This window comes from Phytohabitans flavus, assembly GCF_011764545.1.
GTDB lineage: Bacteria > Actinomycetota > Actinomycetes > Mycobacteriales > Micromonosporaceae > Phytohabitans > Phytohabitans flavus.
The window spans coordinates 5529154-5544253 of the sequence record NZ_AP022870.1; the positions used below are offsets into that span (position 1 = coordinate 5529154).

Consider the following 15100-nt stretch of genomic DNA (forward strand, 5'->3'; position numbering starts at 1 on the left):
CGGCGCTCAGGGGCGGGTCAGTGACCAGGCCCGGACGCCGCCGATGATGCCGGCGCTGTTCGGCACGACCACCACGTCGTCGCCCATGCGTGTGAGCTGCTCCGGCCGGATCCGGCGGGCGTTGCCGCCACCTATATATAGGCGGTCCCACATGAAGACCGGCCGCAGGCCGTCGACGATCGCCCGGATCCGCCGCGACCAGAAGCCGTCCCCCAGGCGGCGCCGCTCGTGCTCGCCGATGTACGTGTCGTAGCTCATCCCCCACCGCACCGGCGCCTGGGAGAACTCCAGGTGCGGCGCGAGGATGCCGCCGTCGAAGAGGGCGCACCCGAGCCCGGTGCCGAGCGTGAACACCAGCTCAAGCCCGGTGCCGGCGACGACCCCAGCGCCGTGCACCTCGGCGTCGTTGAGGACGAGGGTCGGCAGGCCGAAGGCGTCGGTGAGGGCCGTGCGGGCGTCGAATCCCGCCCACTGCCCGACCAGGTCGGCGTCGACCTTGGTACGGGGCCCGTTCCGCGTCACGTAGTGCGGTGTCGCCACGACCACGCCGTGCCGGATCATGCCCGGCATCCCCACGGTGGCCCGGTCGGCGGTGGGAAGCTTGCCGGCCAGGTCGCTGAGGGTCTGTACGAACAGGGACGGCGGTAGCGGGTACGGCGTGGGCACCCGGACCGGCTGGGCGCGCATGGTGCCCGCCTCGTCCAGCACGGAGGCCTTGATGCCGCCGCCGCCACAGTCGATCGCCAGCGTGGTAGTCACCCCGACAGTCTGCCTGGCCCGACGATCACTAGCAGGGCGGATCCCCACCCGCACGCCCTCCGGGCGGCGGCACCTCCGGCCGCGCGGTCATGGCTAGCGTGTGGCCGCGTCGATGGCTTGCCACCACCGGTCGGCGGCTTTCTCCAGCACCGGCAGTGCGGCGCCGATCGCTTTCGCTGCCTGACGACCGTGCCCGAAGTCGGCATAGGCACGCCCGATTTATGAACCAGCGAATAAACGCCACAATTATCGACAGGTGTTGTTTCAGGATAGCGGCGCGAGGCAACGGACGGCCATTCCCAAGCGGCCTGCGGCAATTGTCAGATCAGTGACGAATGCCTGACAGCGGGTCGACACCAGCGCTGTCGATCGTGCCCAGAGGCGCCACCGATCGTTGCTCAGAAAGGCGGCTGTGCCTCGACGCGTGGGCACGGCTGGACCACGACAACCACGCATCCTCTATAGTGGACAGTCGAGCGCGGGCTGGCGGGCCGGGGCTGACCCTTCGCTTTGACATCTTGCTTTCGGTACTCTGTTCAATATCAATCTCTGCCCAATATCAATCTGTCGTCGATCGGCCGGACGATCCAACAAACGAGAGCCAACGGGTATGTTGATCTCATGGGAACAGGCCTGCCTGCTCGCGGATGACCTCGCGACACAAGTAACAAAAGGCGACTGCCAGCTGAATTTTATCGTGGCGATCGCGCGCGGAGGCTTCGTCCCAGCGCGGCTGCTCTCCGCGCGGCTGGACGTCGCGCGACTGGCAAGCATCGGCATCAGGTACATCGACGACAGTCGCACGCGGCGCGAGTTCTACAGCTTTCCGCATCCGGTCGGCAACGACCATCGGATCCTGCTCGTCGAAGACGTACTGGAGACGGGGCAGAGTCTCCTGGACGCTCGGGACAGACTCGTCGAGGCGGGGGCACGGGTCTGGACGGCGGCGTACTTCTACCAATCCAGATCTGCCGTGCCCCGGACTTCTCGCTGGGCGTGCGGGACGAGCCGGTCATGTTTCCCTGGGACTGAGGATCTCCCCGCCGTTCTGCCCTAGGCGTTCGTACACACCGTCCCGTTCAGGCGGAACTCGGCCGGGCGGTTGTTCGTACCGCTGTAGCTGGCCTGGAAGCCAAACGTCTGGCTGCCGTTGGTCGGGATCGCGCCGTTCCAGCCGACGTTCCGCGCGGTCACACCGGTACCGCTCTGGGTCACGGTCGCGTTCCAGGCGTTGGTGACCTGCTGGTTGCCGCCGAAGCTCCAGGTCAGCGTCCAGCCGTTGATCGCCGCGGCGCGGTTGGTGATCGTCATGTTCGCGGTGAAGCCGTTGCTCCACTGGTTCAGCTGGTACGCCACCGTGCAGCTGCCGGTCACCGGCGGCGTGGTCGGTGGAGTGGTGGGCGGGGTGGTCGGCGGCGTCGTGGGTGGCGTGGTGGGCGGGGTGGTTACGGTACCCACCGGCGGGAAGCGCAGCACCCGGTCGTCGTTCGCCGCGGGCGTGCCCCGGCCATCACGGTTGCTTGTCGCGACCCAGAGCCAGCCGTCCGGGCCGACCGCGACGGTGCGCAGCCGCCCGTACTGCCCCTGGAGCTCGGCGGTCGGGTTGCCCGAGGTGCCACCGCTGCCATTCAGCGGGACCTTCCACAGCCGGGTACCGCGGAGCGCGGCGACAAGCAGCGTGTTGCCGTCCACGGCCGCGCCGCTTGGCGACGCCTCGGCGGTGGTCCACTGCACGATCGGGTCGCGGAAGCGCGGGTCACCGGCCCGCCCCTCGACCGTCGGCCAGCCGTAGTTGCCGCCCGGCACGACGTTGTTGACCTCGTCCCAGGTGTTCTGCCCGAACTCGGCGGCGTAGAGCCGACCGGACGAGTCCCAGGCCAGCCCCTGCACGTTGCGGTGGCCGAGGCTGTAGACAAGCGAGCCGGCGGTCGGGTTGTCCGGCGGTGTGCTGCCGTCCGGCCGCATCCGCAGGATCTTGCCGTTGCGGCTCTGCGGGTTCTGCGCGTTCGCCGTGTTGCCGGCGTCACCGACGCCCGCGTAGAGCATGCCGTCCGGCCCGAACGCGATCCGGCCGCCGTCGTGGATGCTGGCCCGAGCCAGCCCGGTCAGGATCGGCGTCTGGGTCTGCGGGTTGGCGAGCGTGAACCGGACGATCCGGTTGTCCGAGGCCGACGTGAAATACGCGTACACGAATGCGTCCTGCGCGTATGTCGGGGAAACCGCGAGCCCCAGCAGGCCGGCCTCGCCGGTCGCCGAGACGCCGCTGATCGTGGCCACCTGCTGTGCCTGCCCGCCGCCCGGTGGGATGCGCAGCACACGGCCACTGTTGCGCTCGCTGACCAGCGCGCTGCCGTCAGGCAGGAAGGCGAGGCCCCATGGCACGGTCAGCCCGCTCGCCGCGGTCTGCGGGCGGGACCAGTCGAAGTTGCCGTTGGCGAAGGTGGTGATCGGAGGCGCGGCGGGCGCGGTGGCCGCCGCGGCCAGCCCGGCACCGCCGGCGGTCGCCAGGACGGTGGCAAGGGCAATGACGATTCGGGTACGCACAGCGATCTCCTAGCTGATGGGCCGGTGCCCAGCCGGCCAGCAATACAGCGATCGCCGTCAATCTATCATGCGTTCTTCGTCGCCACGAGCGATGCAAATGCGACGATGTTGTCCTGGTACCCGGTACTCCCGCCGACCCATTGGCCGCCGCAGGTGATCAGGCGGAGGCTTGGGCGGGTGTAGTCGCCGTAGACCCGGTCGGCGGGCAGTTTGGACTTGCCGAAGCGCTCGACGGAGTTGACCTCGAAGATCGCGATGGAACGGTCCCGTCGGGTGATCTCGACCTTGGCGCCGGGCTGGAGCTTGGGCAGCGAGAAGAAGATGGACGGGCCGTCCTTGGTGTCCGCGTGCCCGACAATCAGCGCAGGGCCGAATTCGCCCGGGGTCGGGCCACGGTCGTACCAGCCCGCCTCGTTGTGCCGGTGCACCGAGGGGACCGAGATCGAGCCGTCGTCGGCGAGGCCGACCCCGTGTACCGGCGCTCGCACGCCGATCGAGGGGATCTCGATGCGGATCGGCCGGCTCGATTCGAGCACCGGAAACTCGCGTGGCGGCGGCGTCGACTCGCGGGACAGGGCGTCCCAGAGTCCGGTGTCCTCGGTCAGCCCGGCGCCGACCGCGAGCACCCCGGCGAGCGCCACCACGATGGCGATCGGGCCGGTGAACCGCGGGGCGGCCATCGGTCAGGTCGTCTCGGCGCGGCGCCGGCGCAGCGTGTACACGCCGAGCAGCGCCCCGACGACGATCGCGACCATGCCCCCGCCGACCAGCAGGCCGCCCGAACCGTCGTCGGCCATGCCGCCGAACCCGGTGGCCGGCCCCTCGCTGGGCCGCCCGCCCTCCAGCACGTTGAGCCGGGCCGAGGCCGCCTGGCCACCGTCGCAGCTCAGGCGCACGTCGTAGCGGCGGGGGTCCTTGTCGGCGGGCACTGTCACGGCCGCGGTCAGGACGTCGAACTGCGGGTACACCTTGACCTCGCCGAACGCGTCCGACTCCACAGTGGCCGGCTTGGTGTTGTCGTCGCAGCTCGCGCGGATGCCGACCAGGTATCCAGCCTGGACGGTCGCCGGATTGAGCTCGACATACGTCGCCGCGGCCCGGGCGGGCACCGCGGTGGTCAGGACCACAGCCAGCACGGCGGCGGCCGCTGCGATGGCGCCGCGTCCTCCCATGGTCGGATTCTCCCCGTGATCGAGGCGTCCTTCAAGTCGCCTTCTCGTGGGTGGGGCCCTGGGGTGGACACGGCGCCGCCGGTTCCTACGAAGCGGTGCAGGTGAGGGTCGGTGCGGTGTTGCTGCCGGTCCAGCTGGCGATGAAGCCGAAGGTGGCGGAGCTGTTCGGGCCGATCGCGCCGTTGTAGCCGGCGTTGGTGACGGTCACAGTGGACCCACTCTGCGTGTACGAGCCGCCCCACATCTGGTTGACCTGCTGACCGTTCGCGAAGGTCAGCCGCACGGTCCAGCCCCGCGTGGTCGCGGTACCCGTGTTCCGCACGGTGACCTCGCCCTGGAAGCCGCCCGGCCACTGTCCGACGGCCCGGTACGTCGCGACGCACCCGTCGCGCGGCGGCGCGGTGGTCGGCGGCGCGGTCGTGGGCGGTGCCGTGGTCGGTGGGGCAGTGGTCGGCGGGGCGGTGGTCGGCGGGGCGGTCGTGGGCGGCCCGGTCGTCGGGGTCACGCCACCGAGCGCCGCGGCGAGCGCCGGGTACCACCGGTCCGACATCTTCTGGTCGCCGGCCGCGTTGGGGTGCACGCCGTCGTACGTGTCGGTCGCGGTGTTGAAGCCGGTCCAGTGGTCGACCACCGTGATCGGCGACTGGCTCGTGGTCTTGCCCGCGGCCCAGCCGGGGATCGCGTTGTTGAACGTCACCACCCGCTGCCCGCACTCCGGGCACTGGCTCGTACCCATCGGGATGATCTTCGCGACCAGGATCCGCATGTTCGGGTTGCTGGCCCGCATCTGGTCGACAAGCTTCGAGAACGCGGCCAGGATGACGTCGGGCGACCGGTTGCTCCACACGTCGTTGGTGCCGAAGTGCATCATCACGATGTCCGGGCGGGTGGCGGCGAGCCAGCCCACCAGCTGGTTCTGGTCGGCGACGTTGGTGGCCAGGAAGCCGCCGTGACCCTCGTTGTCGCCGTCGTACGCCACGCCGCAGCCCTGCGGCGGGAGCGTGCCGACGAAGTCGACGTCGGTGAGGCCGCTGCTCCGCAGCCGGTTCCAGAGGGTGGCACGCCAGCAGCCGGGCGAGCCGGTGATCGAGTCGCCGAGCGGCATGACCCGCACCGGGGCGGCCGCACTGGCCTCCGGGGCAGTCATCACCTGCTGGGCGGCGATGAACGCGACGACGGCCAGTAGGCCGGCGAGCAGGGACCTTCTCCACATGGACGGCATTGAAACATGTAGATGCTTGCCAGCTCAACCGGTTCAGGAACTAAGTTTGTCGTACCGTCGCATTAGAATGTGTGTACGAACACGGCTCGTCACTTTAGGTTAGGAGACTGCTGTGACCGGCGCCCCTCCCCCTTACGCCACCCTGCTCGCTTTCACCCGTTATGTCGGTCGCACCGGCCCCCGCAAGGCCACCTTCGTCTCCGGCCTGCGCCGGCAGCGCGAGTCCGGCTCCGGCTTCAACCCGCACGGCACGCTGGTCAAGGCGCTCAAGGCGGACATACAGTTCCGCACCGGCGGAGCCCACCTCACCGCCGCCGTCGACCTGGTCCGACCACGCTGGCGCCCGCTGTACGAGGTGCTCACCCCCGGCGCCCTCGCCTACCTGGGCACACTCGGCGATCCGGCGGCCGTCGGCGTGGCACAGACGCGCGACGCGCTCGGCGTGCTCGGCGGCCTCTCCATCAAGGTCAACCCGCACCTCGGCGTGCGCTACGACGACGGCCGGGCCGAGGCGGTCCGCCTGCACTTCGACCCCGACCCGCCGGCCGACGAGGCGCTCCTGGCCACGCTCCACCTGATGTCCCGCCACATGCCTCAGGTGCTGCCGCACGCCACGCCCGTCGTCGTAGACGTGCGCCGCGGAAAGATCCACCGGCCCGACCCGGCGACGAAGCCCGAGGAAGTCGAGCGCTGGCTGACCGGCGAGGCCGCCGCTTTCGCCACGATGTGGACCGCGGTCGCCTGACACAGGCAGTTTGGCGGCGCCGGTCGAGGGGGCGCGACCGGCGCCGCCGTATCCTTGGCGAGTTATGTCGACAGGCACCCACCTCGCACGTGTGCGCACCTTTCATCCCCGCCGCGGCCGGATGAATGGGCGCCACGCGGACGCGCTCACCCGGCTCTGGCCACGCTGGGGGGTCGCCATCCCCGAGACGCCGACCACCCGGCTCGACCTCGACGCGCTCTTCGGGCGGCAGGCGCCGGTGGTGCTGGAGATCGGCTCCGGCATGGGCGAGGCGACGATCGAGATGGCCGCCGCTGACCCCGCCCGCGACTACCTCGCCGTCGACGTGCACACCCCCGGCGTGGCCAGCCTGCTCGCCGTGGTCGAGGAGCGCGGGCTGACCAACGTGCGGGTCGGCCTCGGCGACGCGATCATGCTGCTGCGGCACATGCTCGCGCCGGCGAGCCTCGACGCGGTGCACGCCTTCTTCCCTGACCCGTGGCCCAAGGCACGCCACCACAAGCGCCGGCTCTTCCAGCCCGACCACGTGGCGCTGCTGCGCTCCCGGCTCGCCCCCGGCGGCCGGCTGCGGTGCGCGACCGACTGGGCCGAGTACGCCGAGGTCATGCTGGAGACCCTGAGCGCCGACCCGGACCTGGTCAACGAGCACGAGGGGTACGCGCCACGCCTGGCCGCCCGCCCGGTCACGAAATTCGAGCAGCGCGGCGTCGAGGCCGGCCGGGAGATCTTCGACCTGGGCTTCCGCCGCCGCTAACGTGCACCACAGTAGACAGTCCTAAGTGGATTCCACGCGCCCGTCTAACGCATCGGTGAGAAGGCCGCTCGACGCCGGATCGAGCACGAGATAGCCGGCCGCCACCAGGTTGAGCACCGGCACAAGCTGGTGCTCGACCTCGCTCGACGGCACCAGGCCGAGCACCCCGTACGCCACCGCCTCCGCCATAGCCTGCCGGTCGACCGGGTCGTCGTGCACCATCACCGCGGTCCAGCCGAGCGCCGCGCCCGCCTGCCACTGAGCCACCGTGGGGTTGACGAGTACCCGTACCACGGGGCCCCGATGCGAGCGGAGCCAGTGCACCTGGGCGACCGCCTCGGGACCCTGCTCGCGTACCACCGCCAGCCGGTGCGCGATCAGCGTGGTGACCACCCGGTCCACCACCAGTCCCGGGTTGCCCACAGCCACCGCGAGCACCGGACGTCCCACCGGTGACGGCTCCTCGGCCTGGTCGGCGGGCGGCGGTGCGGGCCGAGCGGGCGGCGGCGTGCCCAGCTTCGCGTACACCCGGCGCCGGTGGTTTTCGACCGTGCCCGCGCTGATGCCGAGCAGCTCCGCGACCTCGCCGATGTTGTGTCCGGAGCGCAGCAGCAGGAGGATCTCGCGCTGGCGGGCAGTGAGCGCGGCGCCGTTCGCGGTCTGCCAGGCCCCGGCCGGGAGTGCGCGGAGCACGGCGAGGAGGCCGCCGAGGCCATGCGTGTACGGCACGAGCGCGGCCAGGCCGGCGTCCCGGAGGGCGGCCAACTCGGCGGTCGACAGCCGCTCGTACGCCAGCACCACCGCGACGCCCGGGAGCCGCTCACGGAGCGCGCGGAGCGCCGGCACGCGCTCGCCCGGACCCGGCCCGCCATCGACGAGCACGACGTCCGGCCGCTGCGACTCGACGAGCGGGATCAGCTCGGCGTCACCGGTGACCTGCCCCACGAGGGTGAAGTCCGGCAGCGTGCCGAGGTAGGCCGCCAGCGCGTCGCGGCGGAGCCGATCACCGGAAAACACCGCGATGCGGCTGGGTCCCGGCGCACTTCCACTGCCCATGGGCCGCCCCTGGCGAGGAGCACAGTCTCCATCGACGAGCACAGATTTATCAAACAGCATAGCCGCTGCCGGTATGGCTTATCTACAGGAACACCGACGATGAACGGCCAGTGTGGACAGTCCGCGCCGGGCGGCCGGGGCTGGGGCCGAGGGTGGCGTACGCCAGAGGGGGCTCGGCCCCTGCCGGTCCGGGTTGCGGCCGGGATCACTCTCACACTTGTCACCGGGGCGGTAAAGGATCTACGGTCAGCGCAGCTGCGCCATGTCGCAGATGCGTCAACGAGGGATGTGCACCGTGCTCCAGGCCGCCGGGCTGAGCGCCGCGGAGGAGTCCACGTACCTGTCGCTGGTGCGCCAGGGCAGCGCCCCACTCCCCCAGCTCGCCGACCGGATCGGCCTCACCGCGGCGGGCACCCGTCGCGCGGTCGCCGGCCTCCAGCGCAAGGGTCTCGTACACCGCACCCCGCCGCCACAGGAGCGGGTCGTGCCGGTGCCGCCCGACCTGGCCGTGGAGCAGCTGGTGCGGCGCCGCATGGAGGAGCTGGAGCGTACCCGCGAGGCCGCGCTCCTGCTCGCTGACGAGGCCGAGCACCTGGTGGCCGACCGGAGCACCGAGGAGCTGATCGAGATCGTCTCCGGGCGGGCGGCGGTGGGGCGCGCGTTCGACCGGGTGCAGCGTACGGCGCGCAAGGAGATGCGGGTGCTGACCGCGCCGCCGTACGCCAAGGGCACCGGGGTCAACCGCACCCAGCTCGACCGCGAGGCCGCCGGTGTCAGCTACCGGGCGGTGTACGACGCGAACGCCCTCGCCGACCCGGACATGGCCGCGGCCGCCGCCACCCATTTGCGGGCTGGTGAGCAGGCACGGCTCGTCGAGACGCTGCCGACCAAGCTGGCGATCGCCGACCGGGAGTTGGCGCTGCTGCCGCTCGCGTACGCCACAGCTGCCCACGACGCCGCCCTGCTGGTGCACCCGTCCGGGTTGTTGGACGCACTTATCGCCCTGTTTGAGACCATCTGGGCGGTCGCCACGCCGCTCGCGCTCGGCGACGACGACCAGCCGACCGCCGATGCCGGCTTCACCGCCGCCGACCGGCAGCTGCTGTCGCTGCTGGTGGCCGGGCTCACCGACGAGGCGGCCGCGGCTCGGCTGGGTGTGAGCCGGCGCACGGTGGTCCGCCGGGTACAGCACCTGATGGAGCTGACGCACTCCCGCTCCCGACTCCAGCTCGGTTGGCAGGCGCGAGAGCGCGGGTGGCTGTAAAACCTGGCATCCTTGAACAGCCATGACGCTCACTGACCTCATCCCCCGCGATGCCCAGGGCCCCGACGCCACCTTCGACGCGTTCGCCACCTGGGCCGCCGACCAGGGGCTCGCCCTCTACCCCCACCAGGAAGAGGCGCTGATCGAGATCGTGTCGGGCGCCAACGTGATCCTGAGCACCCCCACCGGCTCCGGCAAGAGCCTTGTGGCGCTCGGGGCGCACTTCAGCGCGCTCGCCACCGGCCGCACCACCTTCTACACCGCGCCGATCAAGGCGCTGGTGTCGGAGAAGTTCTTCGCGCTCTGCGAGGCCTTCGGCGCGGACAACGTCGGCATGCTCACCGGCGACGCCAGCGTCAACGAAGATGCCCCGATCATCTGCTGTACCGCCGAGATCCTCGCCAATATCGCGCTGCGCGAGGGTGCCGAGGCGGACGTCGGCGTCGTCGTGATGGACGAGTTCCACTTCTACTCCGAGCCCGACCGGGGCTGGGCGTGGCAGGTGCCGCTGCTGGAGCTGTCGAAGGCCCAGTTCGTGCTGATGTCCGCGACGCTCGGCGACGTCTCCTTCTTCGAGAAGGACCTGACCCGGCGCACGGGCCGGACCACCGCCGTCGTCCGCTCGGCCGCTCGGCCGGTCCCGCTCTTCTTCTCGTATGTGACGACGCCCCTGCACGAGACCATCGAAGAGCTGCTCAACACCCAACAGGCACCGGTCTACATCGTCCACTTCACCCAGGCGGCCGCGCTGGAGCGCGCACAGGCGCTGATGAGCGTCAATCTCGCCACCCGCGCGGAGAAAGACGCCATCGCCGCTGCCATCGGTAACTTCCGCTTCACCGCCGGCTTCGGCAAGACACTGTCCCGGCTCGTGCGGCACGGCGTCGGCGTGCACCACGCCGGCATGCTCCCCCGCTACCGGCGCCTTGTGGAGACGCTCGCCCAAGCCGGCCTGCTCAAGGTGATCTGCGGTACCGACACGCTCGGCGTGGGCATCAACGTTCCGATCAGGACGGTGCTCTTCACCGCGCTGAGCAAGTACGACGGGACGAAGACTCGCCTGCTCAAGGCCCGCGAGTTCCACCAGATCGCGGGCCGCGCCGGTCGGGCCGGCTTCGACACCGTGGGCAACGTCGTCGTGCAGGCCCCGAGCACGTCATCGAAAACGAGAAGGCGCTCGCCAAGGCCGGCGACGACCCGAAGAAGCGCCGCAAGGTGGTGCGCAAGAAGCCGCCGGAGGGCTCGATCGGGTGGGGCAAGCCGACTTTCGACCGGCTTGTCGAGGCCGAGCCGGAGCCGCTCACGTCGAGCTTCGGGGTCAGCCACTCGATGCTGCTCAACGTCATCGGCCGCCCCGGCGACGCGTTCACCGCGATGCGCCATCTGCTCACGGACAACCACGACGACCGCCCCACACAGCGCCGCCACATCCGCCGCGCGATCGCCATGTACCGCGCACTGCTCGCCGCCGGCGTGGTGACCCGCGCGCCGATCAGCCTGGCCGTCGACCTGAAGTTCGACTTCGCGCTCAACCAGCCGCTGTCCCCCTTCGCGCTGGCCGCCATCGAGCTGCTCGACCGCGAGTCCGTCTCGTACCCGCTGGATGTGCTCTCGGTCGTCGAGTCCATCTTGGACGATCCACGGCAGGTGCTCTCGGCGCAGCAGTTCAAGGCCCGCGGCGAGGCGGTGGCCGCGATGAAGGCCGAGGGGATCGAGTACGAGGCGCGGCTCGAGCTGCTCGAAGATGTGACCCACCCCAAGCCGCTGGCCGACCTGCTGGACGTGGGCTACGAGGCGTACCGGAAGGGCCACCCCTGGGTCGCCGACTACCAGCTGTCGCCGAAGTCGGTGGCCCGCGACATGTACGAGCGGGCCATGACCTTCACCGAGTACGTGGCCTTCTACGGCCTCTCCCGCTCGGAAGGGCTGGTGCTGCGCTACCTCGCGGACGCGTACAAGGCGCTGCGCCAGACCGTGCCCGACGAGGCCAAGACCGAGGAGCTGATCGACCTTGTCGAGTGGCTCGGCGAGCTGGTCCGCCAGGTCGACTCCAGCCTCCTCGACGAGTGGGAACGCCTCCGTGGCGGCACCGACGGCCCGGCCGCTGAGATCCCGGTCGACGAACGCCCGCCCGCCGTCACCCGCAACGCCCGCGCCTTCCGGGTCCTGGTCCGCAACGCCCTGTTCCGCCGAGTCGAGCTGGCCGCCCTGCGCCGCTGGGACGAGTTGGGCGCGCTCGACGCCGAGGCGGGCTGGGACGCCGAGGAGTGGGAGGCGGCGCTGGAGCCATACTTCGCCGAGCACACCGACATCGGCACCGGCCCGGACGCCCGCGGCCCCTCCCTGCTGATGATCGACCAGGGCCGCGACCGCTGGACCGTCCGCCAGATCATCGACGACCCGGCCGGCCACCACGACTGGGCCATCACCGCCGAAGTCGACCTAGCCGAATCCGACGACCTAGGCGCCGCCGCCATCCACATCGTCTCAGTCGCTTCCGCGTGAAGGCCGCCTTCGGGACGCGCCGCATCGGCGCCACCCTGCGTCCTTCTTACGGATCCCTCCATCATGGAGATTTGAGTCTTCACAACCGAGGTTGATCACGCCGGGCGTGAAACCTGGGGGCGGCTTGCGGTCGCGGACGGGTTGCGTCCCCGGGTGGTGCGTATGCGCTGGGATCGCCACAATCGGTGAGGAGAGGAGGTGCGCCACCTTCACAACGAGAGGCACTCTGACTGCGGGTATCCCTCTTCCTCGTGTCGGTGCCCAATATCGTTCTTTCGCCCCGACTGCCGGTTGGGTGGTTAAACGCGTCCTAGGTGCCGGTAGGTTTCCGGTCAGCTACCGCGATGATGATGCTCCTATGGATGTCAAGCGGCTAGTTCAAGATCGTTTGTTGTGATGTGTTGGTAGAGCTCGCGGGCGACGTATCGCTTGAGGCATCGGATGATTTCTTTCTTGGACAGGCCTTGCTTGGTGCGTCGTTCGGCGTAGGCGCGGGTGCGGGGGTCCCAGCGTAGGCGGGTGAGTACGACGCGGTAGAGGGCGGCGTTGGCTTGTCGGTCACCGCCGCGGTTGAGGCGGTGGCGGCTGGTTTTGCCGGAGCTGGCGGGGATGGGGCGGCGCCGCAGAGCATGGCGAACGCGGCTTCGGAGGTGAGTCGGTCGTGGTTTTCGCCGGCGGTGACCAGTAGTTGGCCGGCGACGTCGGGGCCGACGCCGTGGACAGCGAGCAGGTCGGGGTTGATGGCGGCCACGAGGGGTTCAAGTAGTTCGTCGAGGTCGGTGATCTCGGCGGACAGTTGCTGGTGACGGCGGGCCAGGCAGCGTAGGGCGAGCTTGACGGCAGTGGCCGGCGTGGCGGCGTCGGCCCGGTCGGGCCGCAGGGTGGCGCAGGTCGCGATCAACTGCTTGACGTTCAGGCCACGCAGTCGGGCGCGTAGTTCGTCGGGGGCGGTGACGATCAGGGTTTTGATCTGGCGTTGGGTGTCGGCGCGTTGTTCGACCGCGCTGCGCCGGGCCACGCGTAGGTTGCGGAGGGCTTCGACGCGGCCGTCGCGTTGTTTGGGGGTTCCGGTGCGGTGGCCGGCCAGGGCGGTCTTGGCGGCTTGGACGGCGTCGATCGGGTCGGACTTGCCTTGCGAGCGGCGGGTCTTGCGGTCCGGGCGGTCGACCTCGATCACCTCGACGCCGGCGTTGCGTAGTTGGCGGGTCAGGCCGGCGCCGTAGGCGCCGGTGCCCTCCACCCCCACGCGGGCCAGTCGTCCGTGTCCGCGCATCCAGGCCAGCAGGGCCGTGTAGCCGGCTGTGGTGGCCGGGAACTGCTCAGTGCCGACCACCCGTCCGACCAGGTCGATCACCGCGACGGTGTGCGTGTCGAGATGGGTGTCCACGCCACCGACGACCTCGATCGCGGCGGTGTCGGGTGTAATAGAGGGCATCGTCGTCCTGTCGTTCGTGACTGGGGGCAGGGCGGCACGCACCAGCCGGGCAACGCGGACAAGACAGAGACGGGGCCTCTAGCCAGGCTCCTATGAAGTCACAACGCCACGTCCAGTGAGTGCACGAGCACCTCCCGACCAGGGCCGACAGATCATCTTCCAAGACCCCAAGGTCAGTCCGCCGTCGGGTCAGACCCCGGACGGGAGGTGCTCACAAACATCATCTCTGTCCGCCGTGGTCCAGACCGCTGCTCCCGCGGCCTCACCCTCCGCGGCACACAACCCAAACCCGCCCGCCGCTACGGCCGATCAAGGAAAACCAGATCTCTCCGGCCGCCGTAGGCCGGCACCACCCACTCTGAGGCCTCCGACACGGGGACAAACCCCACTAAAGCGCCCACCGGGGGTGTCGCTGGGGCCAAGCCGAGTAGATCTAGTCGACTTTCTGTCGCTGGGGCAACAGAAAGTCGACTAGATCTACTGCTCGGGTGTCCAACCCGCTGCCGCCAACGCGCGGCGGAGTTGGGTGTCGTCGCTCACGGAATTCCCCGGGTCTGGGCTCACGTAATTCCCCAGGGTGTGGCCCTCGGTTGATGTTCTACTTGGTGCCGGTCGGTGTTGTCGAGCCGGCTCGGCCGGGTCGTTTGTTGGGGCGGTAGCTGGGTCCGTTCATGAAGACCTGGTGGCTGGTGTTGATGAGCCGGTCCAGCAGCGATTCGGCGACGACGGGGTTGGGGAACAGCGGATACCAGTCGGCCGGTGACCGGTTCGAGGTGGCGATCAAGGACCGGCCGGCCTGGGCGCGTTCGGAGATGAGTTCGTAGAGGTCGTCGGCCTGTTGGGCAGTCAGTTCGCGCATGGCGAAGTCGTCCAGGATCAGCAACGCGGGACGGGCGAGCTCGGCGAGGCGGCGGGGCCAGGTGCGGTCGGCGTGGCCGCCGGCGAGGTCGGCTAGGGCGCGGCTGGTTTTGGTGAAGCGGACGTCGGCGCCGCGGCGGATGGCGAGGTGCCCGAGGGCTTGCGCTATATGGGTTTTGCCGACGCCGACCGGGCCGTGCAGGATGACCGACTCGCCGGCCTGCAGCCAGCGCAGCGCGGCCAGGTCGCGGATCTGCGCGGCGGGCAGTTTCGGGCTGGTGTGAAAGTCGAACTCCTCCAGGGTGGTGGTCTGGTCGAAGCGGGCGCGGCGCAGCCGGCGTTGCATGCCCATGGTTTCCCGGCGGGTGATCTCGTCGTGGCAGAGCACCTGCAGGAACTCCAGGTGGCCGAGCTCGCCGGCTTGGGCTTGGGCCAGGCGGGCGTTGAGGGTGTGCAGCATGCCGGAGAGCTTCAACGCGCGCAGGCTGTCGTGCAGCGCGGTGTCGACGATGGTCACGAGGTCTCCTTGGGCTGGTAGAGGAAGTGGTGCAGGGCGGCCATCAGGTCGGCCCAGTCGGTGCCGGCCGGGCGGGGAAAACCGTTGCGCTGCAACACTTCGGCGACGTCGTGCAGCAGGCCGTAGGTGAACCGGGGATCTGCTCCGCCGGGCTGGGGCAGCGGGTAGGCCGGCTGCGGCGCCGTCGCCGTGGTGGTCTGGTCGGTCATGCCAGCACTCCCGCTGCGGCGCTGGGCTGCTCGTCGTCACCAGCGTCGCCGCGGTCGTCG

12 protein-coding genes and 2 pseudogenes are annotated in these 15100 nt (G+C 70.1%); 5 read left to right on the forward strand and 9 right to left on the reverse strand.

Annotation, left to right across the window (positions count from 1 at the left end):
• Positions 1 to 6 precede the first annotated feature (6 nt).
• Complete coding sequence (locus tag Pflav_RS24115) at positions 7 to 759, reverse strand: ROK family protein (protein ID WP_173038415.1); 753 nt, start codon at positions 757 to 759, stop codon at positions 7 to 9.
• A gap of 610 nt (positions 760 to 1369) precedes the next feature.
• On the opposite strand from Pflav_RS24115, the gene Pflav_RS48920 reads away from it, so the two are divergent.
• Complete coding sequence (locus Pflav_RS48920) at positions 1370 to 1816, forward strand: phosphoribosyltransferase (protein ID WP_173038417.1); 447 nt, start codon at positions 1370 to 1372, stop codon at positions 1814 to 1816.
• Here the strand turns inward: Pflav_RS48920 and Pflav_RS47590 are convergent.
• The 4 genes from Pflav_RS47590 to Pflav_RS24140 form a co-directional block, all read right to left on the reverse strand.
• Positions 1813 to 3303, reverse strand: coding sequence for a PQQ-dependent sugar dehydrogenase (locus tag Pflav_RS47590; protein ID WP_173038420.1), 1491 nt, complete (start codon positions 3301 to 3303; stop codon positions 1813 to 1815). The genes Pflav_RS48920 and Pflav_RS47590 overlap by 4 nt on opposite strands.
• A 65-nt stretch (positions 3304 to 3368) precedes the next feature.
• Positions 3369 to 3983, reverse strand: coding sequence for a class F sortase (locus Pflav_RS24130; RefSeq protein WP_173038422.1), 615 nt, complete (start codon positions 3981 to 3983; stop codon positions 3369 to 3371).
• A gap of 3 nt (positions 3984 to 3986) precedes the next feature.
• Positions 3987 to 4475, reverse strand: coding sequence for a hypothetical protein (locus tag Pflav_RS24135; protein WP_173038424.1), 489 nt, complete (start codon positions 4473 to 4475; stop codon positions 3987 to 3989).
• 85 nt (positions 4476 to 4560) lie between these two features.
• A complete protein-coding gene (locus Pflav_RS24140; RefSeq protein WP_197938727.1) occupies positions 4561 to 5688 on the reverse strand; it encodes a cellulose binding domain-containing protein in 1128 nt (375 codons plus the stop codon).
• A gap of 121 nt (positions 5689 to 5809) precedes the next feature.
• Here Pflav_RS24140 and Pflav_RS24145 point away from each other — a divergent pair, with 121 nt between their 5' ends.
• A complete protein-coding gene (locus Pflav_RS24145) occupies positions 5810 to 6442 on the forward strand; it encodes a hypothetical protein (RefSeq protein ID WP_173038428.1) in 633 nt (210 codons plus the stop codon).
• A gap of 64 nt (positions 6443 to 6506) precedes the next feature.
• Positions 6507 to 7196, forward strand: a complete 690-nt coding sequence (trmB, locus tag Pflav_RS24150) for a tRNA (guanosine(46)-N7)-methyltransferase TrmB (RefSeq protein ID WP_173038430.1) — start codon at positions 6507 to 6509, stop codon at positions 7194 to 7196.
• Positions 7197 to 7217: 21 nt separating this feature from the next.
• Here the strand turns inward: trmB and Pflav_RS24155 are convergent, their stop codons facing one another.
• Positions 7218 to 8252 (reverse strand): response regulator transcription factor, encoded by a 1035-nt coding sequence (locus Pflav_RS24155; RefSeq protein WP_173038432.1) that lies wholly within the window; start codon positions 8250 to 8252, stop codon positions 7218 to 7220.
• Positions 8253 to 8523: 271 nt separating this feature from the next.
• On the opposite strand from Pflav_RS24155, the gene Pflav_RS24160 reads away from it, so the two are divergent.
• The gene (locus tag Pflav_RS24160; RefSeq protein WP_197938728.1) at positions 8524 to 9516 is read left to right on the forward strand and encodes a TrmB family transcriptional regulator; all 993 of its coding nucleotides are present in this window, start codon (positions 8524 to 8526) and stop codon (positions 9514 to 9516) included.
• Between the two features lie 22 nt (positions 9517 to 9538).
• A pseudogene (locus tag Pflav_RS24165) lies at positions 9539 to 12021 on the forward strand (DEAD/DEAH box helicase).
• A gap of 365 nt (positions 12022 to 12386) precedes the next feature.
• Here the strand turns inward: Pflav_RS24165 and Pflav_RS24170 are convergent.
• The 3 genes and pseudogenes from Pflav_RS24170 to Pflav_RS24180 all read right to left on the reverse strand — a co-directional run bounded on the left by Pflav_RS24170 (position 12387) and on the right by Pflav_RS24180 (position 15040).
• A pseudogene (locus Pflav_RS24170) lies at positions 12387 to 13456 on the reverse strand (IS110 family RNA-guided transposase).
• A 598-nt stretch (positions 13457 to 14054) separates the two neighbouring features.
• The gene (gene istB / locus Pflav_RS24175) at positions 14055 to 14831 is read right to left on the reverse strand and encodes an IS21-like element helper ATPase IstB (RefSeq protein ID WP_173032803.1); all 777 of its coding nucleotides are present in this window, start codon (positions 14829 to 14831) and stop codon (positions 14055 to 14057) included.
• Positions 14828 to 15040, reverse strand: a complete 213-nt coding sequence (locus Pflav_RS24180; RefSeq protein WP_173032598.1) for a hypothetical protein — start codon at positions 15038 to 15040, stop codon at positions 14828 to 14830. Before Pflav_RS24180 ends, istB begins: the two co-directional genes overlap by 4 nt.
• Positions 15041 to 15100 lie beyond the last annotated feature (60 nt).

What these genes read in the sequence shown, in the direction of transcription:
- Pflav_RS48920 (WP_173038417.1), top strand. Translation starts at nt 1,370, where the DNA reads ATGTTGATCTCATGGGAACAGGCCTGCCTGCTCGCGGATGACCTCGCG.
- Pflav_RS24130 (WP_173038422.1), bottom strand. Translation starts at nt 3,983, where the DNA reads ATGGCCGCCCCGCGGTTCACCGGCCCGATCGCCATCGTGGTGGCGCTC.
- Pflav_RS24135 (WP_173038424.1), bottom strand. Translation starts at nt 4,475, where the DNA reads ATGGGAGGACGCGGCGCCATCGCAGCGGCCGCCGCCGTGCTGGCTGTG.
- Pflav_RS24140 (WP_197938727.1), bottom strand. Translation starts at nt 5,688, where the DNA reads ATGTGGAGAAGGTCCCTGCTCGCCGGCCTACTGGCCGTCGTCGCGTTC.
- trmB (WP_173038430.1), top strand. Translation starts at nt 6,507, where the DNA reads ATGTCGACAGGCACCCACCTCGCACGTGTGCGCACCTTTCATCCCCGC.
- Pflav_RS24155 (WP_173038432.1), bottom strand. Translation starts at nt 8,252, where the DNA reads ATGGGCAGTGGAAGTGCGCCGGGACCCAGCCGCATCGCGGTGTTTTCC.
- Pflav_RS24160 (WP_197938728.1), top strand. Translation starts at nt 8,524, where the DNA reads ATGCGTCAACGAGGGATGTGCACCGTGCTCCAGGCCGCCGGGCTGAGC.
- Pflav_RS24180 (WP_173032598.1), bottom strand. Translation starts at nt 15,040, where the DNA reads ATGACCGACCAGACCACCACGGCGACGGCGCCGCAGCCGGCCTACCCG.